Raw genomic sequence first — 25,596 nt, 5'->3', positions numbered from 1 at the left:
CCCGATGTGCCGCTGCTCGATGTATCGCGGCTCGATGTACCGCAGCCCGATAGGTTCCGGCTCGATGTGTTCCGGCGCCCGGTCCGTTCCGGCCCGGCCTGGTCCGTTCCGCGAGCCCGGGCCCGCGCCCGCTCGCGCGTGCCGTGCGGGGCGCGCCGTGTGCCCGTCATCCGCCGCGCCCGCCCCTGTTGGACCTGGCCAGGAGCCAGAGCAGATAGGGCGCACCGACCACGCTGGTGACCACGCCCACGGGGAACTGCTGGGAGCCCAGCAGGTGCTGTGCGACGAAGTCGGAGGCCAGCACGATCAGCGCACCCGTCAGGGCCGAGGGCACCAGCGCCGGATCGTCGCGCCGCAGCAGCCCTCGCGCGAGGGGCCCCGCCACGAAGGCGACGAAGCCCACGGGTCCCGCGGCGGCCGTCGCGACACCGACCAGCGCCACCGCGCACAGGAGCAGCAGCGCACGCGCGCGCTCCGTGCGGGCGCCGAGCCCCGTGGCGGTGTCGTCGCCGAGTTGCAGGACCTTGAGCGCCCGTGACCCGGCAGCCGTCAGCGGCAGCAGGACGGCGAGGGCCACCAGGAGGGGCACCGCGTGCGACCAATTGCGGCCGTTGAGGCTGCCCGTGAGCCAGACCTTGGCCTGTTCGGCGACGACGGTCTCCGAGAGCGTCATCGCGTACGAGACGACGCTCATCAGCACGGCGGAGACCCCGACACCGACCAGCACCAGCCGGTACCCGGTCACCCCTCGGCGCCACGCGAGCAGATGGATGAGCGCGGCGGCCAGCACGGCCCCGGCGAGCGCGCTCGCCGAGACCGCGGCGCCGCCCAGGCCGAACAGCGCGATCGCCGCCACGGCGGCGGCGCTCGCCCCGGCGCTCACCCCGATGACGTCGGGGCTGGCCAGGGGGTTGCGCAGCAGCGTCTGGAAGACCGCGCCCGACAGGCCGAAGGCCACCCCGACGAGGATGCCGGTGAGCGCCCTGGGCAGCCGCAGCTCCAGCACGATGAAGTCGGCGCCGCCCGTGCCGCCGCCCGCGAGCGCGGCCAGCACGTCGGAGAGGGGGAGCGTGAGGTCCCCGTACGCGAGCGAGCAGCACAGGGCCGCCGCGAGCGCGGCCAGCAGACCGAGCGAGACGGTCAGGGTGCGGCGCGTGTGTGCGCGGCGGCTGCGGCGTACGGCGCGCAGGGCCGCGTGCGGGGAGGCCGCCTCCGGCTGCGGGTTCGCGGGCACGGGTTCCCTCTTCGTGGGCACGGGTTCCCTCACAGCTCGGCCTGCTTGCGCCGTCGCACCAGCGCGATGAACGGGGGCACGCCGACGACGGCGGTGACGATGCCGACCTGCAACTCGCCCGGCTGCGCGACGAGTCGGCCGAGCACGTCGGACACCAGCAGCAGCGAGGGCGCGAGGAGTGCCGCGTACGGCAGGATCCAGCGGTGGTCGGGCCCGGTGATCATGCGCGCCACGTGCGGAACGACCAGTCCGACGAAGGCGATGGGACCCGCGACGGCCGTGGCCGTGCCGCACAGGACGACGACGGCCGCCGCCGACAGCGCCCGTACGACACCCACGCGCTGGCCCAGGGCGCGGGCCACGTCGTCGCCGAGCGCGAGGGCGTTGAGGAACCGGCCGCAGAGCAGGGCGCAGACCGTGCCGACGGCGAAGAAGGGCGCCGCCTGCCACAGCAGATCCGCTTCCCGCCCGGACAGCGCGCCGACCTGCCAGAAGCGGTACTGCTCGAAGACGTCGGTGTCCGACAGCAGGACGGCCGTGGTCACCGAGCCGAACGCCGCCGTCGTGGCCGCGCCCGCCAGGGCCAGCTTCACGGGTGTGGCGCCCTCGCGGCCCATCGCGCTGACCCCGTACACGAGCACGGCGGCGACCAGCGCGCCCGCGAACCCGAACCACACATATCCGGTGAGCGCGCTCACGCCGGCCACGTGGATCCCGAGGACCACGAACAGCGCTGCGCCCGCGTTGACTCCGAGCAGCCCCGGGTCGGCCAGCGGGTTGCGCGCGACGCCCTGCATCACGGTGCCCGCGAGTCCGAGCGCGACGCCGACGAGCAGCCCGGCGACGGTGCGCGGCACGCGCAGCTCGGCGACGATCAGATGGTCCTTGTCCGACGGGTCGTGGTGCAGCAGCGCGTCGACCACGGTGCGCGGGGGCAGGCTCTGCGCGCCGAGCGCGAGGCTCGCGGCCACCGCGAGCAGCAGCACGAGGGCCGCGGCGAACAGCCCGGCGACGAGGGCCGGACGGGCCCGCGACGCGCGCGGGGTCCGCGCCGCCTGTGCCGTCGCCCGTGCCGTCCGCCCCGTCTGTCCCGCTCGCGCGAGGCGTGCGGCGGGCTCGCCTGTACGGTTCACTTCCGCGCTCACCATGCCCCGGAGCCGCGCGGCACGGTCCCCGTTCCGGTTCTGCTTCCGCTCATACACCTTTGCCGATCACTGAAACTTAGGGCAGGCTACCCTAATCGCACCTCACCGGTACCGGCCGCAACACCGCCACCACCGGAGCGGCGACGGTGAACGGACAGGCGAGCAGAGGGTCACGGATGCACAGCGGCAGCACGGTCGGTACGGATGGCGCGCGTCACTCGCACGAGGCGAACACAGTGGACACGGTGGACGCAGTGGACACGGTGGACGGGGCCCCGCGCGTCGCGGACCTGCCCGGCCGAGCCGCGTGGCCCGACTGGCCGGACTGGCCCGACCAGGGCGGCACGCTCGTCACCAGCGAGGCCGAACTGAGCGCCCTGGTGGGCGAGCCGCACCCGATCGTCATCGACAAGGTGACCTCGCGGCTGGGCGACGTCGAGCAGCGGTGGCTGCGCAGCTCACCGTTCGTCTTCCTGGGCACCTCGGCCGACGACGGCACGTGCGACGTGTCGCCGAAGGGGGACCCGGCCGGGTTCGTGGAGATACTCGACGACCGCACGATCGCGATACCCGACAGGGCGGGCAACCGCCGCGTCGACGGCTGGCGCAACCTGCTCACCAACCCGCACCTCGGGCTGATCGCCCTCGTGCCGGGCCAGGGCATGACGCTGCGGGTCAACGGGCGCGCCCGGCTGGTCCGCGACGCCCCCTTCTTCGACCGTCTCGCCCTCGACGGGCGCCCTCCGGCCCTCGCGCTGCTCCTGCGCACCGACGAGGTCTACTTCCACTGCTCGCGGGCGCTCACCCGCTCCGGGGTCTGGAACCCCGAGACCTGGGACCCCGACAGGGTCGGCGCCAAGGGCGGCAAGGGCGGCAAGTTCGCCGAGCAGGCCGACTAGAGCGCCGGGACGAGGATGTGACGGGGGCTCAGCTCCCGTCATCCGGTGCGCGCTCGCGCTCGGCCTCGCGGGCGCGCAGCCGCTCCCGCTGCGGCACCACCGTGTACTTGGGATCCTGTGCCGACCGCCTGCCCGCGTGGAAGACCGCGAGGCGCGTGCAGAGGGAGGCGCCGAGCAGTGCGGCGCCCGAGGCTCCCGGGACCACCGCCGCGCTCCGGCCGCTCCGGCCACTTCGCCCGCTCCGGCTCAGCAGCGCGCCGAGCGCGCCCCCGGCCGACAGCAGCTTCGACGCGCGCATCAGCCGCCCCGCCGTGCCCTCGCGGTAGGTCTCGGCGACCACGCCGAGCCGGGTCTCCATCGCCTTGACCGCCGCCGCCTCCACGGCGGCGCCGAGCAGCGCGGCACTGCGCGCAGGGCCGTGCTCCCGTGGCGGTGCGACGAGCAGGGCCATGCCCGCCGCCGCTGACGTGGCCGAAGCGGTGAAGACGAAGGGCAGTTCGCGGTGGGCGCCGTGCCACGCGGGCACCGCCGTGTCGGCGGCGAGCACGGCGGTGTACGCGGCGACGGCGGGCCCGAGCAGCGCGGCACCCACGGTCGCCGTGCGTCCGGCGCGCGGCAGCAGCCCGGTGAGATCGGAGACGGCGGCGGCGCCCGCGGCCGGGCCGTAGGCGGCGAGCAGCCAGGAGCCGACGCTCATGGGCGAGGTGGGCTTGAGGACGCGGAGCATGTTGACGAAGCGCGCGGGGCGGCCCAGGTCGTGGATGAGCGCGGCTGCGGACCCCGCGACGGCCACCGTCGAGGAGACCTTCAGGGCCCGCGCCGTGGCGCTCCTGCCCGTCAGATCCGCGCCCGCCGCGAGGACCGAGCCGGCACCGGCGAGGCCGCCGAGGAAGAAGTAGCCGCCGATGTTCAGGGGCTTCCACGCGGGGGTGTTGAGGACGGGCCTGCCGTAGTACGAGGTGAACTCGGCGTCCGGCACCACCGTCCGCTCGCCCCTGCCCCGGCCACCCCGGCCCTTGCCCCGGCCTCCGCGCCTGCCTCCACCACCCCCGGCGCCTCCGTCGCGCCGCTCCGTCGCGCTCACAGGCCGCCCCTCCGTCCCGTACCGCCGCCGTGCCGCCCGTGCGCGGCGAACACGGCGGCGAGGCCCCCGAGAAGGGTGAGCGCAGCGGCTCCCGCGTGCCGCCACATCGCGGGGAGGTCGCGGGTGGTGACGACGGGGTCGGGCGGCAGTCCGTAGACTTCGGGTTCGTCGAGCAGGAGGAAGAACGCGCCGTCGCCGCCGACGCCGTCCTCCGGGTCGTGGCCGTAGAGCCGTGCCTCCGGTACGCCCGCCCGGTGCAGTTCTTCGACTCGCGCGGCGGCGCGTTCGCGCAGCTCGTCCAGGGGCCCGAACTGGATGGACTCGGTGGGGCACGCCTTGGCGCAGGCCGGTTCCTGGCCCGCGCCGAGCCGGTCGTAGCACATGGTGCACTTGAAGGCGCGGCCGTCCTCGGGCCGCTGCTCGATGACACCGTAGGGGCACGCTGGTACGCAGTAGCCGCAGCCGTTGCAGATGTCCTCCTGCACGACGACGGTGCCGAACTCGGTGCGGAAGAGGGAGCCCGTCGGGCACACGTCGAGGCAGGCGGCGTGGGTGCAGTGCTTGCACACGTCGGAGGACATCAGCCAGCGCAGTTCGGTGCGTCCCTCGGGCGCGGGCGGGGTCTCGGCGGGTGGCGCCTCCCCGGCCGGTGTGGCGGGGCCGGCCGCCGCGAGCGCGAACACGTCCACGTCGCCGTGGTCGACGGTGGCGTCGGGCGCCGGGACACCGAGCGGGAGCGGCCTGCTCTGCTCGATGAACGCGACATGGCGCCAGGTGGAGGCGCCCAGGCCCTCGCTGTTGTCGTAGCTCATGCCCGTGAGCGCGAGGCCGTCCTCGGGCAGCGCGTTCCACTCCTTGCAGGCCACCTCGCACGCCTTGCAGCCGATGCAGACCGAGGTGTCCGTGAAGAAGCCGACGCGCTCCGGGTGCCCGGTGTGGCCCGCGTCCCCTGAGGGGTCGGGCTCGGCCCCCGCGAGCAGGTTGCGGCCGACGAGGGAGCCGGTCATCCCCGTACCTCCGTTCCGGTGTGCTCCGTGATGCCCGCGCGCGTCCGGTACGCGTCGAGCAGTTCCCGCAGCGCGGGCCCGCGCGGGCGGCGGCCCGGACGGATGTCGGCGGTCAGCGCCTTGACCTCCTGGATGTGCACGTTGGGATCGAGCGCGACGGAGGTCAGTTCGTTGGCCGCGTCGCCGCGCACGAGCCCGTTGGTGCCCCAGTGGTAGGGCAGCCCGATCTGGTGGATGTCGCGCCCGCCCGACCTCAGCGGGGTCATCCGCTCGGTCACCAGCACCCTCGCCTCGACGGCCCCGCGCGCGGTGACGAGGGTGGCCCATCCGGCGTGGTCGAGGCCGCGTTCGCGGGCGAGCCGCGGGGAGACCTCGCAGAAGAACTCGGGTTGCAGCTCGGCCAGATACGGCGACCAGCGCGTCATGCCGCCCGCCGTGAAGTGCTCCGTGAGCCGGTAGGTGGTGACCACGTAGGGGAAGACCGGGGAGCCCGCTTCGTCGCCGCTGGGGTGGTAGCGGTTGTGCTCGCGGGCGAAGGTCTGCCGGACGGGGCTGCGCTGCTGCCCGGGGTGCAGCGGGTTGCGCACCGGGGAGTCCTGCGGCTCGTAGTGGGTGGGCAGCGGCCCGTCGACGAGCCCGGCGGGCGCGAACAGCCAGCCCTTGCCGTCCGCCTGCATGATGAACGGGTCGACGCCGCTCAGCGCGTCGGGCCCCGTCGCGTCGGCAGCCGGGCGGAAGGAGGGCGCCCTGTCCGCGATGAAGTCGGGGTTGTCGTGGCCCGTCCAGCGCCCGTCCTCGCCGTCCCACCACACGAGGGCCTTGCGCGCGCTCCAGGGCGCCCCTTCCGGGTCGGCCGAGGCGCGGTTGTAGAGGATGCGCCTGTTGGCGGGCCAGGCCCAGGCCCACTCGGCGGCGATCCAGTCCTGCTGGGTGTGCGGCTTCTTGCGTGCGGCCTGGTTCACGCCGTCGGCGTAGACACCGCAGTAGATCCAGCAGCCGCACGACGTCGAGCCGTCGTCCCGCAACTGCTGATAGCGGGTCAGCGGGGCGCCGTCGGGCCCGTGTCCGTTGATCTCGGCGAGCACCGCCTCGGCCACGGGCTCCTCCAGCGGCCCTTCGACGGGGTAGTCCCAGGTCAGGTCCAGCACCGGGCGGTCCATGGGCGCCGTCGAGCCGCGCAGCTTCTCCCGTACGCGCCTGCCCAGGTGGTACATGAACCACAGATCGCTGCGCGCCTCGCCTTCGGGCTCCTTGGCCGGGTGGTGCCACTGGAGCATGCGGTTGGTGTTGGTGAAGGATCCGGCCTTCTCGGTGTGCGAGGCGGCCGGGAAGAAGAACACCTCGGTGCCGATGTCCTCGGTGCGCAGCTCGCCGGTCTCGGTCTCGGGGCCGTCCTGCCACCACGTCGCCGACTCGATGAGCGAGAAGTCCCGTACGACGAGCCAGTCGAGGTTCGCCATGCCCAGGCGCTGCATCCTGGCGTTGGCGGAGCCGACGGCCGGGTTCTCGCCCAGCAGGAAGTAGCCCTTGCACACGCCGTCGAGCTGCGCGAGGACGGTCTCGTAGGTGCTGTGCGAGCCGGTGAGCCGGGGCAGGTTGCCGAAGAGGTAGTCGTTCTCGGCCGTGGCCGCCTCGCCCCAGTACGCCTTGAGCAGGCTGACGAGATACGCGCCCATCTCGCCCCAGAAGCCCTTGTCGGTGCGCATGGCGCGGACGAAGGTGTCCAGGTCCTCGTGGGCGTGCGCGTGCGGCATCGGGATGTAGCCGGGCAGCAGGTTGAACAGGGTGGGGATGTCGCTGGAGCCCTGGATGCTGGCGTGCCCGCGCAGCGCCTGGATACCGCCGCCCGGACGGCCGATGTTGCCGAGGAGGAGCTGGAGCACGCAGGCGGTGCGGATGTACTGGGCGCCGACGGTGTGCTGCGTCCAGCCCACCGCATAGGCGAAGGCGGACGTACGGTCGCGGCCCGAGTTCGCCACCAGCGCCTCGCAGACCTCGAGGAAGGTCTCGCGCGGCACACCGCAGACCTCCTCGACCAGCTCGGGCGTGTAGCGCGCGTAGTGGCGCTTGAGGAGCTGGAAGACGCAGCGCGGGTGCTGGAGTGTGCGGTCGTGGCGGCGCGGGCCCGTGACGGCGGGGCCGCCCGAGCCGTGCGACTCGGCGTGGCCCGAGGCGCCGGTCCTGGCGCTGTCGGCGGGTGGCGGGTCCGTGTCGCCGGGCGGGCGGTCGGCACCCTCACCCTCCCCGGCACGGGCACCGGCCCCGGCTCCGGCACCGGCTCCGGCACCGGCACCATCGGCGGGCGCGTCCGCGCGCTCCTCGTACAGCGCGTCGCGCTCCCCCGCCGCCGCCTGCACCAGGCCGCCCTCGTACTGCCAGGTGTCGACGTCGTAGTGCCCGGTCTCCTCGTCGAGCCCGGAGAAGATGCCGTCGAGGTCCTCGGTGTCCTGGAAGTCCTCGCCGACGAGGGTCGAGGCGTTGGTGTACTCCAGCACGTACTCGCGGAACTCCGAGCCGGTGCTGAGCACGTGGTTGATGATGCCGCCGAGGAAGGCGATGTCGGTCCCTGCGCGCAGCGGCACATGCAGATCCGCCAGTGCGCTGGTGCGTGTGAACCTCGGGTCGACGTGGATGATCTTCGCGCCGCGCGCCTTGGCCTCCATCACCCACTGGAAGCCGACGGGGTGCGCCTCGGCGAAGTTGGACCCCTCGATGACGATGCAGTCGGAGTGCTGGAGGTCCTGGAGGAAGGTGGTGGCACCGCCGCGTCCGAAGGAGGTGCCGAGCCCGGCGACCGTCGAGCTGTGGCAGACCCTGGCCTGGTTCTCGATCTGGACCACGCCCAGGGCCGTGAACAGCTTCTTGATCAGGTAGTTCTCCTCGTTGTCGAGGGCCGCGCCGCCCAGGGTGGCCAGCCCCAGCGTGCGGTTGACCCGCGTCCCGTCCCGCTCCTCCTCCCACGTCTCGCGCCGGGTGCGCACGACCCGTTCGGCGACCATGTCCATCGCCGTGTCCAGGTCGAGCCGCTCCCAGTCCGTGCCGTAGGGGCGCCGGTAGAGCACCTCGTGGCGGCGCGCGTCGCCCGTGGTGAGCTGGAGTGTCGCCGAACCCTTGGGGCACAGGCGCCCGCGGCTGACGGGCGAGTCCGGGTCACCCTCGATCTGGACGACCTCGTCGTCCTTCACATAGACGTTCTGCCCGCAGCCCACGGCGCAGTAGGGGCAGACCGACTTCACGACCCGGTCCGCCGTCTCCGTGCGCGCCCGCAGGTCCCTGGTGCGGGCCGAGGTCACGGCCGCGCCTCTGCCCAGCGGATCAGCACCGGCCAGTTGCCGGTACACGGGCCAGTCCTGGATCCAGGTGCGCACGCCCATCCCACGTCCTCCCACAGGTCGGCCCTGACCGCCGCCGCGCCCGGGTGCCGTACGCGCCCGGTGCCGTGTGTGCGGACCACCAGTTCCCCGCACGGGGCACCTGACACGTCGCCCCGGCGAGACGGACCCGTAAGGCGCAGCCGAGGTGGCGGACCGCGCGGACGGCGGGTCACGTATGACGGGTCACGGCACGGGTACGCGGAGGGCCCCGAGCGGAGGTGGTGGCTCTGATGAAGGCACTCGTCTGGCACGGAAAGCGCGACGTGAGGGTGGACGAGGTCCCGGACCCGGCGGTGCGGGAGCCCACCGACGCGGTCATCCGGATCACGTCGAGCGGCCTGTGCGGCTCCGACCTGCACCTGTACGAGGTGCTCACCCCGTTGATGACGGAGGGCGACATCCTCGGGCACGAGCCGATGGGCGTGGTCGAGGAGGTGGGCACCGAGGTGACACATCTGTCGCCGGGTGACCGCGTGGTGGTGCCGTTCCAGATCGCGTGCGGCTCGTGCTTCATGTGCGACCGGGGTCTCCAGACCCAGTGCGAGACCACACAGGTGCGCGACCAGGGGTCGGGTGCGCAGCTCTTCGGCTACACCAAGCTCTACGGTTCGGTGCCCGGCGCGCAGGCCGAGTACCTGCGGGTGCCGCAGGCGCACTACGGCCCGGTGAAGGTCCCGGAGGGCCCGTCGGACGACCGGTACCTGTTCCTGTCCGACGTGCTGCCCACCGCGTGGCAGGCCGTCGAGTACGCGGCCGTGCCCAAGGGCGGCACACTGGTGGTGCTCGGTCTCGGGCCCATCGGCGACATGGCCTGCCGCATCGCGCTGCGGCGGGGCGCCGAGCGCGTCATCGGCGTCGACCTGGTGCCCGAGCGGCTGGCGCGCGCCCGCGCGTGGGGCGTGGAGGTGCTGGACCTGACGCACCACGAGGACCTCGCGGGAGCCGTCCGCAACCTCACCGAGGGACGCGGGCCCGACTCCGTCATCGACGCCGTCGGCCTGGAGGCGCACGGCAGCCCCGGCGGCAAGCTGATGCAGACCCTCGGCGGCATGCTCCCCGGCAGGCTGGCCGAGCGCGCCGTGGCGACGGTGGGCGTCGACCGGCTCTCGGCCCTGCACCACGCCATCGACATCGTCCGCAGGGGCGGCACGATCTCACTGAGCGGCGTGTACGGGGGCGCGGCCGATCCACTGCCCATGCTCACCCTCTTCGACAAGCAGGTGCAGTTGCGGATGGGCCAGGCCAACGTGCGGCGCTGGGTGCCCGACATCCTGCCGCTGCTCACCGACGAGGACGTGCTCGGCGTCGACGAATTCGCCACGCACCACATGCCGCTGGAGCAGGCGCCGCACGCGTACGACATGTTCCAGAAGAAGGCCGACGGCGCGGTGAAGGTGGTGCTGCGGCCCTGACACGGGCGGGTCCCGGCCCGGCCCTCCCGGGGCAGGCGGGTCCCGGCCCGGCCCTCCCGGGGCCGGGCCAGCGGGGCGGCGCGTGCCGCCACGTCAGCCCCCGGACTTCAGCACCACCTCGTCGGCCCCGCACACCTCGGCCGACATGTTGCGGGACATCATGCGCAGCGCCGCGTCGGCCAGGTCCTCGTGTATGTGGGCCACCGCGTCCCAGGGCACGCACACCTCCAGGTGCCGGATGTGGGCGTCCAGCGCCGAGTACAGCACGCACTGCTCGGTGACCTGCCCGCACAGCACGACCCTGCGGATGCCGCGCTGGAACAGCAGATACTCCAGCGGCGTCTGGTAGAAGATCGAGTGCCGTGCCTTGACGACGAACAGCGACTCGGCGTCGGGCCTGATCGGCTCGACCAGCTCGGCGTGGGGGCTCTGGAGCACGGTGTCCAGGATCTCGTCGTGGTGCGAGCGCCACCTGCCGAAGTTGTCGTTGACGTAGATCACCGGGGTGCCCTCGTCACGCGCGCGGTCGATCAGCCGCCGCATGGGCGGCAGCGCGCGCCGCACCGAGGGGATCAGCTCCGCCGCGTCGCGGTGCTCGTAGGCGTTGATCATGTCGATGACGATCAGCGCCGTCCCGTCGCCTTCCTGGCCGTGCACGTCGCGTTCCTGGCCGTTCATGCTCCTCACCATCCCGTCCGGCTTCCCCCTCCGCCAGTCCATGAACACCCGGGGCCCGGGTGTGACGGGGCGGATCGGGGGAACCGCCGGAGACAGTCACCTCCGCACCTGAGAGGGGAACCTTCATGGGGACGCTACGCGGATCGTCCGTCCTGGTGACGGGCGGTTCCAGGGGCCTCGGGCTGCTGCTGGCGCGGCAGTGCGCCGAGCGGGGCTGCGACGTCACGATCGCGGCCCGCGACGAGGAGGAGCTGGAGCGCGCCGTGGCGCTGCTGCGCGAGCGGCCGGGCGGCGGCACGGTCACGGGAAGCGTGTGCGACGTGCGGGACCGCGCCGCGGTCCGCGGTCTGGTGGCCGCGACGGCCGAGCGGCAGGGCGGCCTCGACGTGGTGCTGGCCAACGCCGGCATCATCCAGGTGGGCCCGGCCGAGGCCACCGGCGCCGACGGCTTCCGCGACGCCATGGACACGATGTTCTTCGGGGCCCTGCACGCCTCGCTGGAGGCCCTGCCGTATCTGCGCGAGAGCCGCGTGGGCGGGCGGCTCGGGCTCGTCGGCTCGGTCGGCGGGCTGCTCCCCGTGCCGCATCTGCTGCCCTACTCGTGCGCGAAGTCGGCCGTGGGCGCACTCGCCGAGGGGCTGCGCACCGAGCAGGCGGAGCACGGCGTCAGTGTCACCGCCGTCCACCCCGGGCTGATGCGGACCGGTTCCCATCTCCAGGCGGAGTTCGGGGGCGACGCGGACCGCGAGTACGCCTGGTTCGCGACGCTCGCTGGGCTGCCGCTGCTCTCGATGAACGCGGAGCGCGCCGCCGAGCGCATCGTCTCCGCCGTCGAGCGCAGGCGCACCCGGCTGGTGCTCACCCCGGCGGCGAAGCTGGGCGGCAAGGCGTACGGGCTCGCGCCCGTGCTGGTCACCCGCGTCAACTCGGTCGTCGCACGGCTGCTGCCCGACGCCGCCCCCGGCGGCGGAGGCACCGTCAAGGGCGCCCTCGTCGCGCGCGGAGAAGGCGCGGGGCGCACCAGGTGGCAGGCGGCGCTGAGCGCCCTCAACGACCGCGCTTCCCGGCGCTTCAACGAGACAGGCCCGCGACACCGGAGGCACCCATGAACACCCCCCGAACCGACGGCAACGTCGAGCGCGGCGGACACGGCGGACACGGCGGACACAGCGACCACCCGTCCGAGCAGCACCCCAAGCCCGCCTTCGCGCAGCAGGACCAGCCGCACCCGGGCGACACGGAGCGCATGGACCCGCGGCCCGACCACGGCGAGGACTCCTACCGGGGCAGCGGGCGGCTGACGGACAAGTGCGCCGTCATCACCGGCGGCGACTCCGGCATCGGCCGGGCCGTGGCACTCGCCTACGCGCGCGAGGGAGCCGACGTCCTCTTCGGCCACCTCCCCGAGGAGCGCGAGGAGGCCCGCGAGACGGCCCGGCTGGTGGAGGGTGCAGGGCGCCGCGCGGTGGCGGTGCCCTGCGACATCAGGGAGGAGTCCGAGTGCCGACGGCTCGTCGACCGCGCCGTCGAAGAGTTCGGGCGCATCGACGTGCTGGTGAACAACGCGGCCTACCAGATGGCGCAGAAGGACGGCATCGACGGCATCACGACCGAGCAGTTCGACCGCGTCGTACGCACCAACCTCTACGGCATGTTCTGGCTGTGCAAGATGGCCCTGCCGCACATACCGGAGGGCGGCAGCATCATCAACACGACCTCGGTGCAGGCGTACCGTCCAGGGCCGCACCTCCTGGACTACGCGACGACCAAGGGCGCCATCGTCACCTTCACCCACGGCCTCGCTGCCAACCTCGCCGAGCGCGGCATCCGCGTCAACGCCGTGGCGCCTGGCCCCGTGTGGACCCCGCTCATCCCGGCGACGCTGCCCGACACCTCGCACTTCGGCGAGCAGAGCCCGCTGGGGCGCCCGGCACAGCCCGCCGAGCTGGCGCCCTCGTACGTGTTCCTGGCCTCGCGCGACGCGAACTACGTGACCGGCGAGATCCTCAACGCCACCGGGGGCACACCGCTGCCCTGAGCGGCAACGGTACGGGGGCGGCGCGACGGGGAGCAGCGCGGCGAGGTGGCGGCGCATGAAGATTCCCTCATCCCGCGCTCACCGGTGCCTCACGCCCCGTGGCGATGCTGAGGGCCACGGTGCCGTACGAGCGCGAAGGGGCTGAGGGCATGGGGACCGTCCGCCGCACACCGGTCCGGGACGCCGGGGCCCGCGCGGGCGAGCGCATAGGCGGGGGCGCCGCGCCACGCTGAGCGCCTGCCGAGGCAGGCGCGGCGGCGCAGCGGACGCCCTGACACGTCCGTCCCCCGCCCGGCCCCCACCGCTGGAGGCAGCATGCCCGCCGACCCCCTCGCGTTCGTCCACGCCTTCGTCCGCGCCCAGGCGTACTCCGCCGACGACCCCGACTCTCCGGACGCCACTGACGACGACCGCCCGCCCCGTTCCGCACACCGCGCGCGTCCCGCCCGTACTGCCCGTACTGCCCGGCACGGCAGGACCGGGGTGCCTGAGCAGTCGGCCCGCGCCGCCCGGAGCCGCGGCTCCCAGCCCCGCGACACCGCGCTCTCCCGCCCCGTGAAAGGTGAATGAACGGTTAACTCCAGGTGGTCACCAGGGTGTACGCGCCAGAAGTGAGGGGTACCGAGCTGACCATGCGATTAGGCGTTGTCGATGTGGGTTCGCGCACGGTCAGGCTGCTGGTGGCTGAAGGGGACGGAGCTGTTCCGCTCCCCCTGCACACGGCCAAGCACCGGTTGCGCCTGGCCGACCACCTCGGACCCGACGGCTCCCTCTCCGAGGAGGCCGTGGGCGAGCTGGCCCGTGCCGTGGGCGAGGCCCACGGGGAGGCGCGGCGCTGGGGCGCCGAGCCACTCGTGTTCGCCACCTCCATCGTGCGGGACGCCGCGAACAAGCAGGACGTGGTGCGCACCGTGCGCGAGCGCACGGGGGTCCCCCTGTGTGTGATGTCGGGCCAGGCCGAGGCGGAGTTCACCTTCCTCGCGGCACGCCGCTGGATGGGCTGGCGCGCGGGCCCGATGCTGCTGCTGGACATCGGCGGCGGCGCGCTGAAGGTGGGCTTCGGGCGCAGCGGTGTGCCCGATCTGGCCGTCTCGCTGCCGCTGGGCGCCGGGCACCTCACCCGGCAGTTCCTCGGCGAGTCCGACCCTCCGGGGCCGGAGGCCCTGCGGGCCGTGCGCCGCGAGGTGCGCCACCGGCTGCGCGACTTCGCCGCGCGCATGCAGTGGGAACGCCCGCTCACCTGCGTCGCCACCTCGCGCACCTTCCAGCAGCTCGCCCGGCTGTGCGGCGCCCCGCCGGGCCGCGAGGGCCCCTTCGCGCAGCGCCTGCTCCACCGGCGCGATCTGCGCGCCACCGTGCGGCGGCTCGCCGACACCCCCGCCGACGAGCGGGCCGAACTGCCGGGCATCTCGGCGGCGCGCGGGGCGCAGTCCCTGGCGGGCGCCGTCATCGCGCACACCGCGATGAAGCTGCTGGGCGTCCGTACGGTCACCATCTGCCCCTGGGGGCTGCGCGAGGGCATCCTGCTCAAACACCTCGAAGGCGGCGACGCGACCTGGTGGAACCTCACCCACGGGCTCGGCGGCGACGCCGCGAACGGGCCGCGCGGCCAGGTGGACATGCGCCTCCCGTCCTCGCGCTCCCTGTCCTGAACCCGCCGCCGCGCCCGCCCGGCCACCCTGGCCACCGGTCCGCCCTTCGTCCGTCCGGCTGCCGGGCGCACTCCGCCGTCCGCCGCGCGGCGGCCCGCGCTCGTACGCCGTCGTCCGTTTGCCGGGTGCGGCGGGCAGGGCCGACGATGGAAGGGAAGCCGCGGAGCTGCGGCCACCCGCGTGACCACGCGGACCGGGGTTCCCCCGGCAGCGCATGGTCGCTCCCCCACGGTGGAGGTAATCGCTCATGGCTACGGCATGCGGTACGCCGTGCTGGGTCAGCCTGATGACCCGGGACATGGAGGCGGCGGAGCGCTTCTACGGCTCCGTCCTGGACTGGGATTTCCGGCCCGGTTCCTTCGGGCCCGGTTTCCGCGTGGCCCTGGACGACGGGCTCGCCGTCGCCGGGCTGAGCGAGCTGGCCACTTCGTGGCAGATGCCGGTCTCCTGGAGCGCCTACTTCCGCGTCGACGACGCCGACCTCGCCGCCTCCCGCATCCGGGAGCGCGGGGCCACCATGGGCGTCGGCCCCCTGCGTCTCGGCGAGGGCCGCGCGGCGCTCGCCGCCGACCCTTCGGGCGCCGCGTTCGGGCTCTGGGAGGGCGACACCCTCCCCCACTGGGAGGTCGGCAGCGGCCGGGCCCCCGCCTGGCTGGAGCTGCGCACGCGGGACGCGTTCGCGGCGGCCGTCTTCTACGGCGAGGTCTTCGAGTGGGCCGACGCCACGGGACGCTGCGAGGTGGCGTACCAGTACGAGTCCAACGAGGTGTTCGTGCGCGCCGGGGGCCACACCGTCGCGGGGCTGCGCGGGGGCGGCGTCGAGGCGGCGCCCGATCCCGGCGTCAGGCCGCGCTGGCAGGTCTACTTCCGCGTCCCCGACGCGGAGCGCGCGGCGAAGGCAGCCCTCGCGGCGGGCGGGACCGTGCTCGCGGAGCCCGCGCCGATGTCCCTGGGCGTCGCGGCGACCCTGCGCGACCCCGACGGCGCGCTCTTCTCCGTCCTCGCGGCCTGAGCGTCACCGGGCGCAGGGCGCACGAAGCGGACGACGGACGAGGGTCCGGCGCGCCTCAGACCGTCGCGTGCTCGCTCCGCCGCGCCGGGGACGCGACGGAGACCGTGGGCGCCCCGCCCTCGCCCGCGTCGACCTCCTCCTGGATGCGGCGGCAGGCGGCGCTGATGAGGCGGGAGACGTGCATCTGCGAGATGCCGAACCGCTGGGCGATGCGGGACTGCGTCATCTCGCAGTAGAAGCGCAGGTAGAGGATCTGCCGCTCCCTCTCGGGGAGGTGGCGCAGCCGGGTCCTGACGGCCTCGCGGTCCACGACGTGGTCGTAGCCCGGTTCCTCACTGCTGAGCGTGTCCAGCAGGCTGTAGTTGTCCTCGCCGCCGGGCAGTTCCGCCTCCAGGGAGAGCGAGCTGTAGCTCTCCAGCGCCTCCAGGCCGAGCTGGACGTCCTCGGGGCACAGCCCGGTGTGCTCGGCGAGTTCGGCGACGGTGGGCGAGCGGTCGCCGAGGGTGAGGCTCAGCTCCTTGGCGCTGCCGCGCACACGGTTGCGCAGCTCCTGCACGCGCCGGGGCACATGGAGGTCCCACAGGTTGTCGCGGAAGTGGCGCTTCAGCTCGCCGACGATGGTCGGGATGGCGAAGCTCTCGAAGGCGCAGCCGCGGGAGGGGTCGTAGCGCTCGACGGCCTTCACCAGGCCGAGCGCCGCCACCTGTTCGAGGTCCTCCACCGCCTCGCCGCGGTTGCGGTACTTGTGCGCCAGCCGGTGCGCCATCGGCAGCCAGGCCGCCGCGATGTCCTGCTGGAGCCGGTGCTTCTCCGGCCCGTCCGGGAGACGTACGGCGCGTGCGAAGTCCTCCGCCGTGTCCGGGGCGTCGTGGTGCGGGTGGCGGTTGCGTCGCGTACGGAGCTGGGTGGTGCTCATGGGCTTCGCTCACTCCCTGGTCACGCGGTCGGTGGCCGAGCAGGGCGGGAGCAGACACGGGGCCGGGCGACGGAGCGGGTGGTCCGCTCCCGCGGCTGTGCCTGCTGACCGAAGCACTGGTCCCTGGAGGCCCCAGGGACGGGACACGCGTGCCGACGGGCGGGGCGCGGAGGCAGCCCTCGCGACCGGCTGCCTGCCGCCTCCGGAGCCGGACGGCGGATCCTCCTCCACCATCGCAAAGGTCGGCCCGCACGGCATCTCGGCCCGCCGCGGCCCAGTGCGGTGCGGAAACGTGCCACGACACGCCTGCCGCCCCGCCCGCCCGCCTCGCGTACGCGCCGCAGCGCTCACACCGTCGCGCCGTGTCCGCGCAGCCAAGGGAGCGGATCGATGCCCGAGCCCATGCGCGGGGTGACCCGCACCTCGAAGTGGAGGTGCGGCCCCGTGGAGTTGCCCGTGTTGCCCGACAGGCCGATCCGCTGTCCCGCGCGCACCCGGTCGCCGTCCCTGACCTGGAGCAGGGACAGGTGCGCGTACTGCGTGTAGTAGCCGTCCTCGTGCCGCAGCACGATCTGGTTCCCGAAGGCGTCCCCGCACCCGGTGGACACGACCGTGCCGGGTCCCACAGCGCGGACCGGGGTGCCCGTCGGGACGGCGAAGTCCTGGCCCGTGTGCAACTGGGACCAGCGGGACCCGGAGGAGGCGAAACCCGCCGAGAGTTCGTACGCGTCCACAGGCGCGACCCAGCGCTCCCCCCGGTCCCCCGCCCTGTCCGGCTCGTCCGCCCCGCCTGAAAGCTCCCCGTACGGGCAGCCGCCCGACGTGCTCATCAGCAGCCCGGCGCCGGAGCCGCGCTCGCGTACCGTGCGGCGCAGCTCGCGCTCGGCGCGCGCCAGCCGCCGCTCGACGGCCGCCTTCACGGCGCGCTGGTGCCGCACGCTCGTCTCCAGCGCGCGCAGCGTCGCCTGGGCGCGGGCCCTGTCCCGCGTGAGCCGCCGCTGTGTGAGGCGGGTGCTGCGCAGCAGCATGCTCAGCGCCCTGTCGCCGCGCCGCTGGCTGCTGAGCCGCTCCAGCAGCGCCTCGGGCGACGTGGTGGTCAGCAGCCGTACGCCCGGCGTCCACCCGCCGTCGCGGTACTGGCCGCGCGCGATGATCCCCGTCTGGTGGCGCAGGAAGCGCATCCTCACCTGCGCGCGCACGACGGAGGCCCGCAGCCGTGCCGCGGTGGCGCGCTGCGCGTCGGTCCTGGCGCGTACGCGCTCGTACCGCGCCGTGGCCCGCTGCGCCTCCTCGTAGAGCGCGTCCACGCGGGCCGACACGCGGTCCCTGTGGTCCGCGGGGGCCGGGCGGCCGTCGGCGAGCGCGGACGGCTGTGCGCCCGTTCCGGTGCCCGTGCCGGTCAGCAGCAGGGCGCACAGCGTGGCGACGGTGGCGAAGACGGGGGCGCCGGGGCGGCCCCAGTGGGCGACGTGGCTCATCGGACGATGGTCCGCCCGTACGCGCTCCGCACGGCTCAACTGCCGCCTGGCGCGCGGGGGGTTGGGCCGTTCGACGGAGTGTCGCGGCCCCGTACGGACGCGGTACAGCCCTCCTCCGGCCCCTTCGCGCCGGCGCGGCGCGGATCACCCGTACGGGGAGGGGCCGTGCCGTCCCCGTATACGCGGACAGGTCACTCGCGCGGGAGCGCGAGCGCGAGGACGGCCATGTCGTCCTCCAGGACGCCCTCGCTGTGCCGCAGCACGGCGTCGGCCAGCGCGTCGACCGTCGCGCGTGGCGAGGGCGCGCCGAGCCCCGTGCAGAAGGCCACCGGGTCGAAGAACACGCGGGCGCGGTCCCTGGCCTCCACGACCCCGTCCGTGAACAGCAGCAGGGTGTCGCCGGGCGCGAGCGCGTCCTCGCGGACGGGCGGGGTGCCGCTGTTCCCTGACGGGCCGACCGGGGCCAGGTCGCGCAGCCCCAGCGGCAGCCCCTCAGCCGCCGGGTACAGGGTGCGCGGCGCCTCCCCGTCTCGCAGCAGCAGCGGCGCGGGGTGGCCGCACTGGAGGGTGCGCAGGCGCCGTCCGTCGAGGGACACCTCGGCGCACAGCGCCGTGATGAAGCGCTCGTCGGCCTCCAGCGCCCCGGCGTCCCCGAGCTGCCGCTTCCAGCGCTGGTCGGACTCGTCCAGCCAGCCGACGAGCGCGGGCAGGTCGGGCGCGCGGGGCGCCGCCTCGCGGAAGGCGCCCAGCGTCGCGGCGACGGCGGACATGGCGCCGAGCCCCTTGCCGCGCACGTCCGCGACCAGGACGCGGACGCCGAAGCGGGTCCTGGCGACGGCGTACAGGTCGCCGCCGATGCGGGCCGCCGCGTACGCGGGCTCGTAGCGTCCGGCCACCTCCAGCGGCCCGCAGCGCGCGGGGAGCGGCGGCAGCACCGCCTGCCGCACGGTCTCGGCGACGACCTGCGCCGTCGCCAGCTCCGCGTCCCGCCGTCTGCGGACCCGGCACAGACCCAGGCTGACGACGACGAGTACGGCGAGTTCGCCGAGGTCCACGAAGCCGTGCGGGACGGCAGGACCGGCAGCCGCCAGCACCTCGACCGCGCCGATCACCAGCACCAGCGCCCCGATCAGCACGGTGGCGCGCAGCGTCATCCGGTAAGCGGCGACGAAGGGTGCCGCCGCCAGCAGCGGAGCGCCGGTGATCTCCGGCGGGGTGGCCAACTGGACGCACAGGCTGATGACGATCAGCGCCGCCGGAAGGGCGTCGGCCCAGGACAGCGGCCCGCGCACGGCGCGTGCCCGCTCGTGCTTCCGGGCGACACCGAACGCCTCGGGGGATCCCGCGGGAGGGCGCCGGGGGAACATCGCTGGCCGCCCTCCTCAAGAACGTGGCCCGGATCCGGACCGGGCGTGGGAGCCCATGGCTCCGTGGACCTGTCTCAGCCTCGGGGAAGCGGGGCGTGACTGCCACCGGAAGCGAGGGCGGAAGGGCCGGGGGCCGGGAGGCTCCGGTTCCGCTCGTGTGCCGTGCGCGCTCATGCCGAGGGGCGGCACTCCAAGGGTGGAGTGCCGCCCCTCGGCGGGTGGCGGGAAGCGGTGCGTCAGCGGTTGCTGGTGCCGTTGCCCGAGAGCGCCGAGATGTCGTCGAGAATGTGCGAGAGCGGCTCGTCGCCCTTCTGCTGCGCGGAGTTCCTCGCACACTGCTGGTCCTGCTGCGAGGACAGGACGTCGATGTCCTGGACCGTGATCGGGATCAGGCCGACGAGGGAGCCCAGGTTGGCCTCGATCGGGATGCCCAGGCAGAGCTTGTTCAGCGAGCCCTGGATGAGCTGGTTCTGCGGGCTGTGGTTGCCGTGCGTGTTGTGCTCGGCCATCCGCTCGGTCGAACCGTTGCCGTTGACCGAACGGGTGCTTTCGTCGTTGCCGATGGCCATCGCGGGCGAGGCCGCACCGACGATCGCGGCGGCACCGACAACGGTGGCGAGAGCGTGCTTGATCATTTTGAACCCTTCTGAAAACGGCTGATCCAACGTCGAATCGACTTGATCAACACCTCTACGCACGAAGAGTTCCACTTATTCACCCGATGGCAGGAATCATCCCCTGGACGTCAGCGGTTGCTGACGCCGTTGCCCGAGAGCGCCGAGATGTCATTGAGAATGTGCGAGAGCGGCTCGTCGCCCTTCTGCTGCGCGGAGTTCCTCGCACACTGCTGGTCCTGCGGGGAGGCGAGGACATTGATGTCCTGAGCCGTGATCGGCACCAGGATTCCGACGAGGGAGCCGAGGTTCGCCTCGACGGGGATGCCCAGGCACAGCTTGTTCAGCGAGCCCTGGATGAGCTGGTTCTGCGGGCTGTGGTTCCCGTGCGTGCCGTGGTCGCCCATCCGCTCGGTCGAACCGTTGCCGTTGACCGAACGGGTGCCTTCGTCGTTGCCGATGGCCATCGCGGGCGAGGCCGCACCGACGACCGCGGCGGCACCGACAACGGTGGCGAGAGCATGCTTGATCATTTCGAACCCCTCTGAAAACGGCCGGTCCAACGTCGAATCGACTTGATCAACACCTCCGCGCGCGAAGAGTTCCATCCATTCACCCGTTGGCAGCAAACATTCGCCGGCCGACGGTTCCCCCGGCCGGGCGGTGGTGCGGCGCAGGTGGGCAGACTGTGGGGAGCCCCGCCCCCGGCTGCCGGGGGCATCTCGTGCGGAAAGGTTCCACGACGTGCACATCGATCTCACCGACAGGACCGCGCTGGTCACCGGATCGACCCAGGGAATCGGCGCGGCCATCGCCGCCGGACTGGCGCGGGCCGGGGCGCGGGTGGGCGTCAACGGGCGTACGGAGCGGTCCGTCAACGCGGCCGTGGAACGGCTCGGCGCCGAGGTCCCGGGCGGCAGGTTCGTCGCCGCGCCCGGGGACGTGTCCACCGACGAGGGCACGGACGACGTGCTGCGGCAGCTGCCGGAGGCGGACATCCTCGTCAACAACCTCGGCATCTTCGGCGCCCGTCCCGCACTGGAGATCACCGACGACGAGTGGCGGCGCTACTTCGAGGTGAACGTCCTGGCCGCCGTCCGGCTCACGCGCGCCTATCTGCCCGGCATGGCGGACAGGTCGTGGGGGCGTGTCCAGTACATCGCCAGCGACTCGGCCCTCGTCGTCCCCGCCGAGATGATCCATTACGGGATGTCCAAGACGGCGCTGCTGGCCGTCTCGCGCGGCTTCGCGAAGGAGGCGGCGGGCAGCGGGGTCACCGTCAACTCGGTGATCGCGGGGCCCACGCACACCGGGGGCGTCGAGGACTTCGTCTACGAGCTGGTCGACCGCGACCTGCCCTGGGAAGAGGCGCAGCGCGAGTTCATGCGCGTCCACCGGCCGCAGTCCCTCCTCCAGCGGCTCATCGAGCCGGAGGAGATCGCGCACATGGTCGTCTACCTCAGCTCGCCGTTCGCTTCGGCCACCACGGGTGCGGCGGTACGCGTCGACGGCGGCTACGTGGACTCGATCGTGCCCTGATCCACCCCTGGGCCCCTGGTCCGCCGAACCCCGGCCCGCCGAATCCCGGCCCGCCGAACCCTTGACACGTCCCGCCCTCGTGCACATAGTTCTCGCCTCACAACGCAACACCGTTGCGCTGAGCGCACCGGGCGGGGCGGCACACCCCCGCCGGTCATCGAGCGGCAGCAAGCCGGGCGTACGGCCCGGCACCGGCACAGCAGGAGGTGGGCGCATGGCGCACGCGGAGACGCGGGCACGGGCGCGGTCGCAGACGCACGCGGAGACGCGAGCCGACGCGGAGACGCAGACGCGGGCGGAGACGGCGCGGGCGCAGGCGCCGCAGCAGGGCGTCCTCCAGACCGCCGACCGGGCCCTGGTCGTCCTGCTCACCTTCACCGAGCAGCGCCCCGAGTGGGGCGTCAGCGAACTGGCCAGGCACCACGGCTGGGACAAGGCCGTCGCACAGCGGCTGCTCACGACGCTCGCCGCGCGCGGGTTCCTGCTGTGCGACAGCACCACGCGCCGCTACCGGCTCGGGCCCGCGGTCTCCCGGCTGGCGCGGGTCGGCGAGCACAGCGGCGTGCTGCCCTCCCTGGTCAGGCCCGTGCTCGCCCGGCTGCTGCGGGAGACGGGCGAGAGCGTCGTCCTCAACGTGCCCAACGGCGGCGGCTACCGCTGCGCCGCCGCCGTCGACGGCACCGGACCCGTCCGCTACACGGCCATCGTCGGCGCCCTGATGCCCGGGCACGCCGGGGCCTCGGGGCACGCGATCTTCGCCTACTACCCGGAGCCCGAGATCCGGCAGATCTTCGGCGCCGCGCCGCTCCAGCGCTTCAACGACCACACCGTGACCGGCCTCGACACGCTGCTGGAGCGCTACGAGCGGGTGCGCGCCGACGGCTACAGCGTCAGCCACGGCGAGTACGACGAGGCGGTCACCGCCGTCTCCGCGCCCGTCTTCCAGGCCGGGAGCATCGCCGCCTCGCTCACCGTCATCGGCCCCGCGCACCGGGTCTCCCGGTCGGCCGGGGACCTCACAGGGCTCGTGCTCGACGGTGCCTCGGAGGCGACGGCGGCCTTCGGGGCCTGACCTTCCCGCCCCCGGCGCCCACCCCCGCGCCACCCGCCACTCCACCGGTCCCACCGGTTCTCCCCGTGCCGACGGCACCCCTCGCGCGCCTCCACCCCGCGGCGCGCGCACCCGCACGGCCGTCGCCTTCCCCTGTCATGCCCTCGTGCCCTCGTGCCCGCCCTCGTGAAGAGGTGTCCCGTGTCTCTCCCCGCACCACCAGAAGGCCCGTCCGGACCGCACGCGCCACGCGACGGTTCCGGCTCCGGCTCCGGTTCTGAGGCCGCCGCGTCCCACCCCCGGGTGCGCGAACCGTTCCTCTTCGTCCTCCTCGCCGTCCTCTCCGTGGTGGGCGCCGTCATCGGCGTCGATCTGGTCGCCAAGCTCGGCATCTCGGCGAACACCTCGGTCGTGGGCGCCCTCATCGCCATGCTGATCGGGCGCATCCCGCTCGCGGGGCTGCGCCGCATGCGCTCCGTGCACCGTCAGAACCTCGCGCAGAGCGCCATCTCGGCCGCCACCTTCGCCGCGGCCAACGCGCTGCTGACGTCGGTGGCCGTGCCCTACGTCTTCGGCCGCCGCGATCTGGTGTGGCCGATGCTCGCCGGGGCCTTCATCGGGCTGCTCGTCGACGCCTGGGTGCTGTACCGCTCCTTCGGCTCACGGCTGCTGCCCGCCGACGCGGCGTGGCCGCCCGGCACCGCGGCCGCCGAGACGATCAAGGCCGGTGACCAGGGCGGCAAGCGAGCCGTCGTCCTCGCGGGCGGCACCCTCGTCGGGCTCGCGGGAACCCTCGTCAGCCTGCCGCTCTCGGCCGCCGGTGTGGCCTTCCTCGGCAACATCTGGGCGCTGCTGATGTTCGGCATCGGCCTCGGGCTGCGCGAGTTCGGGCCCGGTCTGCTCGGCACCGACCTCGGCACCGGGTACGTGCCGCACGGCGTCATGGTCGGCGCCGGTGTCGTCGCCCTCGGGCAGGCGGTGGTGCTGCTCGTACGCCGTCGCGGGAAGGGCGGCGCCGGTACGCGGCCGTCCGATGCGGCGGCGCATGAGGCGACGGCACCGGAGCCAGCACCGGAGACAGCGCCGGAGGCGGCGTACACCGTGGACGAGCGGGCGCTGCGTGCCTCGCTGCTGAAGGGGTACGCGCTGTTCACCGCGGGCGCCGTCGTGCTCGCGGTGGCGGGCGGGCTGCTCGGTGAGATGAGCCTGCCGGGGCTGCTCGGCTGGGTGCTGTTCGCCGCCTTCGCGGCCCTGGTGCACGAGCTGATCGTGGGGCTCGCGGCCATGCAGTCCGGCTGGTTCCCCTCGTTCGCGGTCACGCTGATCTTCCTCGTCGCAGGGCTCCTCATCGGCATCCCCTCGGTGCCGCTCGCCCTGCTGGTGGGCTATGTCTCCGCCACTGGGCCCGCGTTCGCCGACATGGGCTACGACCTCAAGGCGGGGTGGCTGCTGCGGCGCGACCACCGCCCGTGGGACCCGTACGAGCGCGAGGGCCGCCGCGAGCAGTTCCGGGCCGCGCTGATCGGCTTCGCCGCCGCGCTCGCCGTCGTCGCGCTGCTGTGGCAGTCCTACTTCCGGCAGGGCCTGATCCCGCCCGTCGCCACCGTCTACGCGGACACCGTGCGGCACGGGCTCGGCGAACCCGGCGTGCTGCGCACCATGCTGCTGTGGGCCGTGCCCGGCGCGCTGATCCAGCTTCTGGGCGGCCCCCGGCGCCAGATGGGCGTGATGCTCGCGACCGGTCTGCTCATCCTCACCCCGCACGCCTGCTGGCTCGTGCTGGCCGCGCTCGCCGTGCGCGTCGTCTACCGCAGGCTGCGCGGCCCCTCCGCCGACACCGAGCTGAACCTCGTGGGCGCCGGGCTCATCGCGGGCAGCTCGCTCGGCGACTCCGCGCAGATCCTCCGCGCCAAGTAACCACCACTCCCGTACTCCCCCGACCCCGTTCCCTACCAGGAGAAGAGCACCATGGAGATGCACAGCCGACTCGAACCCCGCAGTGAGTACCTCGGGTTCGAACTCGCCCTCGCGGCCCGCAAGCTGGTCGAGCAGGTCATGCTCGTGAAGCCGGGCGAGCACGTCGTCCTCACCGGGGACACCAGCAGCGACCGCCGCGTCGTCGACGCCACGGCGCAGGCCGTCGCGGCAGCGGGCGCGCACCCCGTCGTCGTCTGGTACGAGACCCTGCCGGGCTCGTCCATGGAGCCGCCGCGTCCCGTCGCCGGTGCCATCGCGGACGCCGACGTGTGGATCGAGTTCGCCGTCTCGTACCTGATGCACTCGGACGCCTTCCGCACCGCGATGGCGAACGGCTGCCGCTACACCAACCTCACCGCGATGGACGTGCACATGCTCGTCGCGACGGTCGGACGCCCCGACTTCCAGGGCGTCATACGGCTGGGCAAGGCACTGGTGCGGCTGCTGGAGGCCGCCGACGAGGTGCGCATCACCTCGGCCAACGGCACCGACATCACGGGCCGCAACGGCGACCGGCCGGTCAACCTGCGCGGCAAGCCCGCCGAGAAGCCAGGCGAGACGGTGATGCTCTCCGGGCAGATCTCCTGGAACCCGCTGGAGGAGACCCAGGACGGCGTCCTGGTCTTCGACGGTGCCCTGTGGCCGCCGGACGAGCTGGGTCTGCTGCGCTCGCCCGTGCGCTGCACCGTCGAGAAGGGCGTGGTGACGGCCATCGAGGGCGGCCAGGACGCGGACACCTTCCGCCGCTGGATGGAGTCCTGGGACGACCCCAACATGTTCCGGGTGGCGCACTGGTCGCTGGGCTTCAACCCGGGCGTGCTCGCGCCCACAGGGCGCATCGTCGAGGACGAGCGTGTCTTCGGCTGCGTCGAGCTGGGCATCGGCACGAAGGGCGCGTGGATCGGCGGCGAACCGTGGGTCGCGGCGGCACACACCGACGGCAGCGTGCTCGGCCCCTCCCTCTACCTCGACGGTGAGGCGATCGAGGTGGACGGGCGCTATGTGCACCCGGAGCTGGTGGAGATCTGCCGCGAACTGGGCGTCGCGGGCTACTGACACCGCGCGGACACGGGGTGGGGAGGGGCCGGTCGCCGGTCCCTCCCCACCCGTACGCGCACA

Annotated in this window: 22 protein-coding genes; 11 read left to right on the top strand and 11 right to left on the bottom strand. The window is 73.6% G+C overall.

The genetic code is table 11. The features are described 5' to 3' along the window. Positions 1-166 precede the first annotated feature (166 nt). Both ACYVOO_RS32815 and ACYVOO_RS32810 read right to left on the bottom strand, forming a co-directional pair. Complete coding sequence (locus tag ACYVOO_RS32815) at positions 167-1,255, bottom strand: FecCD family ABC transporter permease (protein WP_461019358.1); 1,089 nt, start codon at positions 1,253-1,255, stop codon at positions 167-169. An 8-nt stretch (positions 1,256-1,263) separates the two neighbouring features. Then, complete coding sequence (locus ACYVOO_RS32810) at positions 1,264-2,367, bottom strand: FecCD family ABC transporter permease (protein WP_461019357.1); 1,104 nt, start codon at positions 2,365-2,367, stop codon at positions 1,264-1,266. Positions 2,368-2,624: 257 nt separating this feature from the next. On the opposite strand from ACYVOO_RS32810, the gene ACYVOO_RS32805 reads away from it, so the two are divergent. Next, on the top strand, positions 2,625-3,278 hold the full coding sequence (locus ACYVOO_RS32805; protein WP_461019356.1) for an MSMEG_1061 family FMN-dependent PPOX-type flavoprotein: 654 nt from the start codon (positions 2,625-2,627) through the stop codon (positions 3,276-3,278). Positions 3,279-3,306: 28 nt separating this feature from the next. Here the strand turns inward: ACYVOO_RS32805 and nrfD are convergent, their stop codons facing one another. The 3 genes from nrfD to fdh are packed head-to-tail and all read right to left on the bottom strand — an operon-like array spanning position 3,307 to position 8,743. Beyond that, positions 3,307-4,362 (bottom strand): NrfD/PsrC family molybdoenzyme membrane anchor subunit, encoded by a 1,056-nt coding sequence (gene nrfD, locus ACYVOO_RS32800; RefSeq protein WP_461019355.1) that lies wholly within the window; start codon positions 4,360-4,362, stop codon positions 3,307-3,309. Continuing rightward, the gene (locus ACYVOO_RS32795) at positions 4,359-5,369 is read right to left on the bottom strand and encodes a 4Fe-4S dicluster domain-containing protein (RefSeq protein ID WP_461019354.1); all 1,011 of its coding nucleotides are present in this window, start codon (positions 5,367-5,369) and stop codon (positions 4,359-4,361) included. The genes nrfD and ACYVOO_RS32795 overlap by 4 nt, the downstream gene beginning before the upstream one ends. Then, positions 5,366-8,743 carry a formate dehydrogenase gene (fdh, locus tag ACYVOO_RS32790; protein ID WP_461019353.1) on the bottom strand — a complete coding sequence of 1,126 codons (3,378 nt, stop codon included), beginning with the start codon at positions 8,741-8,743 and terminating at the stop codon, positions 5,366-5,368. The genes ACYVOO_RS32795 and fdh overlap by 4 nt, the downstream gene beginning before the upstream one ends. A 230-nt stretch (positions 8,744-8,973) precedes the next feature. On the opposite strand from fdh, the gene ACYVOO_RS32785 reads away from it, so the two are divergent. Beyond that, on the top strand, positions 8,974-10,155 hold the full coding sequence (locus tag ACYVOO_RS32785; protein ID WP_461019352.1) for a zinc-dependent alcohol dehydrogenase: 1,182 nt from the start codon (positions 8,974-8,976) through the stop codon (positions 10,153-10,155). Positions 10,156-10,248: 93 nt separating this feature from the next. Here the strand turns inward: ACYVOO_RS32785 and ACYVOO_RS32780 are convergent, their stop codons facing one another. Further along, positions 10,249-10,833 (bottom strand): cysteine hydrolase family protein, encoded by a 585-nt coding sequence (locus tag ACYVOO_RS32780; RefSeq protein WP_461019351.1) that lies wholly within the window; start codon positions 10,831-10,833, stop codon positions 10,249-10,251. A 125-nt stretch (positions 10,834-10,958) separates the two neighbouring features. On the opposite strand from ACYVOO_RS32780, the gene ACYVOO_RS32775 reads away from it, so the two are divergent. The 5 genes from ACYVOO_RS32775 (at position 10,959) to ACYVOO_RS32755 (ending at position 15,535) form a co-directional block, all read left to right on the top strand. Continuing rightward, entirely contained in the window at positions 10,959-11,942 is a 984-nt protein-coding gene (locus ACYVOO_RS32775) for an SDR family NAD(P)-dependent oxidoreductase (RefSeq protein ID WP_461019350.1), read from the top strand. After that, a complete protein-coding gene (locus ACYVOO_RS32770; RefSeq protein ID WP_461019349.1) occupies positions 11,939-12,871 on the top strand; it encodes an SDR family oxidoreductase in 933 nt (310 codons plus the stop codon). Before ACYVOO_RS32775 ends, ACYVOO_RS32770 begins: the two co-directional genes overlap by 4 nt. 315 nt (positions 12,872-13,186) lie before the next feature. Further along, entirely contained in the window at positions 13,187-13,441 is a 255-nt protein-coding gene (locus ACYVOO_RS32765) for a hypothetical protein (RefSeq protein ID WP_461019348.1), read from the top strand. 62 nt (positions 13,442-13,503) lie between these two features. Next, complete coding sequence (locus tag ACYVOO_RS32760) at positions 13,504-14,523, top strand: Ppx/GppA family phosphatase (protein WP_461019347.1); 1,020 nt, start codon at positions 13,504-13,506, stop codon at positions 14,521-14,523. A 247-nt stretch (positions 14,524-14,770) separates the two neighbouring features. After that, positions 14,771-15,535, top strand: a complete 765-nt coding sequence (locus ACYVOO_RS32755; RefSeq protein ID WP_461019346.1) for a VOC family protein — start codon at positions 14,771-14,773, stop codon at positions 15,533-15,535. A gap of 55 nt (positions 15,536-15,590) precedes the next feature. On the opposite strand, the gene ACYVOO_RS32750 is transcribed toward ACYVOO_RS32755, so the two are convergent. The 5 genes from ACYVOO_RS32750 to ACYVOO_RS32730 all read right to left on the bottom strand — a co-directional run bounded on the left by ACYVOO_RS32750 (position 15,591) and on the right by ACYVOO_RS32730 (position 20,443). Beyond that, positions 15,591-16,451 (bottom strand): SigB/SigF/SigG family RNA polymerase sigma factor, encoded by an 861-nt coding sequence (locus tag ACYVOO_RS32750; protein WP_461019345.1) that lies wholly within the window; start codon positions 16,449-16,451, stop codon positions 15,591-15,593. Positions 16,452-16,798: 347 nt separating this feature from the next. After that, complete coding sequence (locus ACYVOO_RS32745) at positions 16,799-17,929, bottom strand: M23 family metallopeptidase (protein ID WP_461019344.1); 1,131 nt, start codon at positions 17,927-17,929, stop codon at positions 16,799-16,801. A 191-nt stretch (positions 17,930-18,120) separates the two neighbouring features. Then, the gene (locus ACYVOO_RS32740) at positions 18,121-19,296 is read right to left on the bottom strand and encodes a PP2C family protein-serine/threonine phosphatase (RefSeq protein WP_461019343.1); all 1,176 of its coding nucleotides are present in this window, start codon (positions 19,294-19,296) and stop codon (positions 18,121-18,123) included. A 236-nt stretch (positions 19,297-19,532) separates the two neighbouring features. After that, positions 19,533-19,931, bottom strand: coding sequence for a rodlin (locus ACYVOO_RS32735; protein ID WP_461019342.1), 399 nt, complete (start codon positions 19,929-19,931; stop codon positions 19,533-19,535). A gap of 110 nt (positions 19,932-20,041) precedes the next feature. Next, on the bottom strand, positions 20,042-20,443 hold the full coding sequence (locus tag ACYVOO_RS32730; RefSeq protein ID WP_461019341.1) for a rodlin: 402 nt from the start codon (positions 20,441-20,443) through the stop codon (positions 20,042-20,044). A 211-nt stretch (positions 20,444-20,654) separates the two neighbouring features. On the opposite strand from ACYVOO_RS32730, the gene ACYVOO_RS32725 reads away from it, so the two are divergent. The 4 genes from ACYVOO_RS32725 (at position 20,655) to ACYVOO_RS32710 (ending at position 25,533) form a co-directional block, all read left to right on the top strand. Beyond that, the gene (locus ACYVOO_RS32725; protein ID WP_461019340.1) at positions 20,655-21,449 is read left to right on the top strand and encodes an SDR family NAD(P)-dependent oxidoreductase; all 795 of its coding nucleotides are present in this window, start codon (positions 20,655-20,657) and stop codon (positions 21,447-21,449) included. A 214-nt stretch (positions 21,450-21,663) separates the two neighbouring features. Further along, positions 21,664-22,521 (top strand): IclR family transcriptional regulator, encoded by an 858-nt coding sequence (locus ACYVOO_RS32720; protein ID WP_461019339.1) that lies wholly within the window; start codon positions 21,664-21,666, stop codon positions 22,519-22,521. A gap of 282 nt (positions 22,522-22,803) precedes the next feature. Next, the gene (locus tag ACYVOO_RS32715; RefSeq protein ID WP_461019471.1) at positions 22,804-24,417 is read left to right on the top strand and encodes an OPT/YSL family transporter; all 1,614 of its coding nucleotides are present in this window, start codon (positions 22,804-22,806) and stop codon (positions 24,415-24,417) included. Between the two features lie 51 nt (positions 24,418-24,468). Beyond that, positions 24,469-25,533, top strand: coding sequence for a M29 family metallopeptidase (locus ACYVOO_RS32710; protein WP_461019338.1), 1,065 nt, complete (start codon positions 24,469-24,471; stop codon positions 25,531-25,533). Positions 25,534-25,596 lie beyond the last annotated feature (63 nt).

Source organism: Streptomyces daliensis, assembly GCF_054782395.1.
Note: the sequence above shows the minus strand (reverse complement) of the source record. Positions and strands in the feature narration are given on the sequence as shown.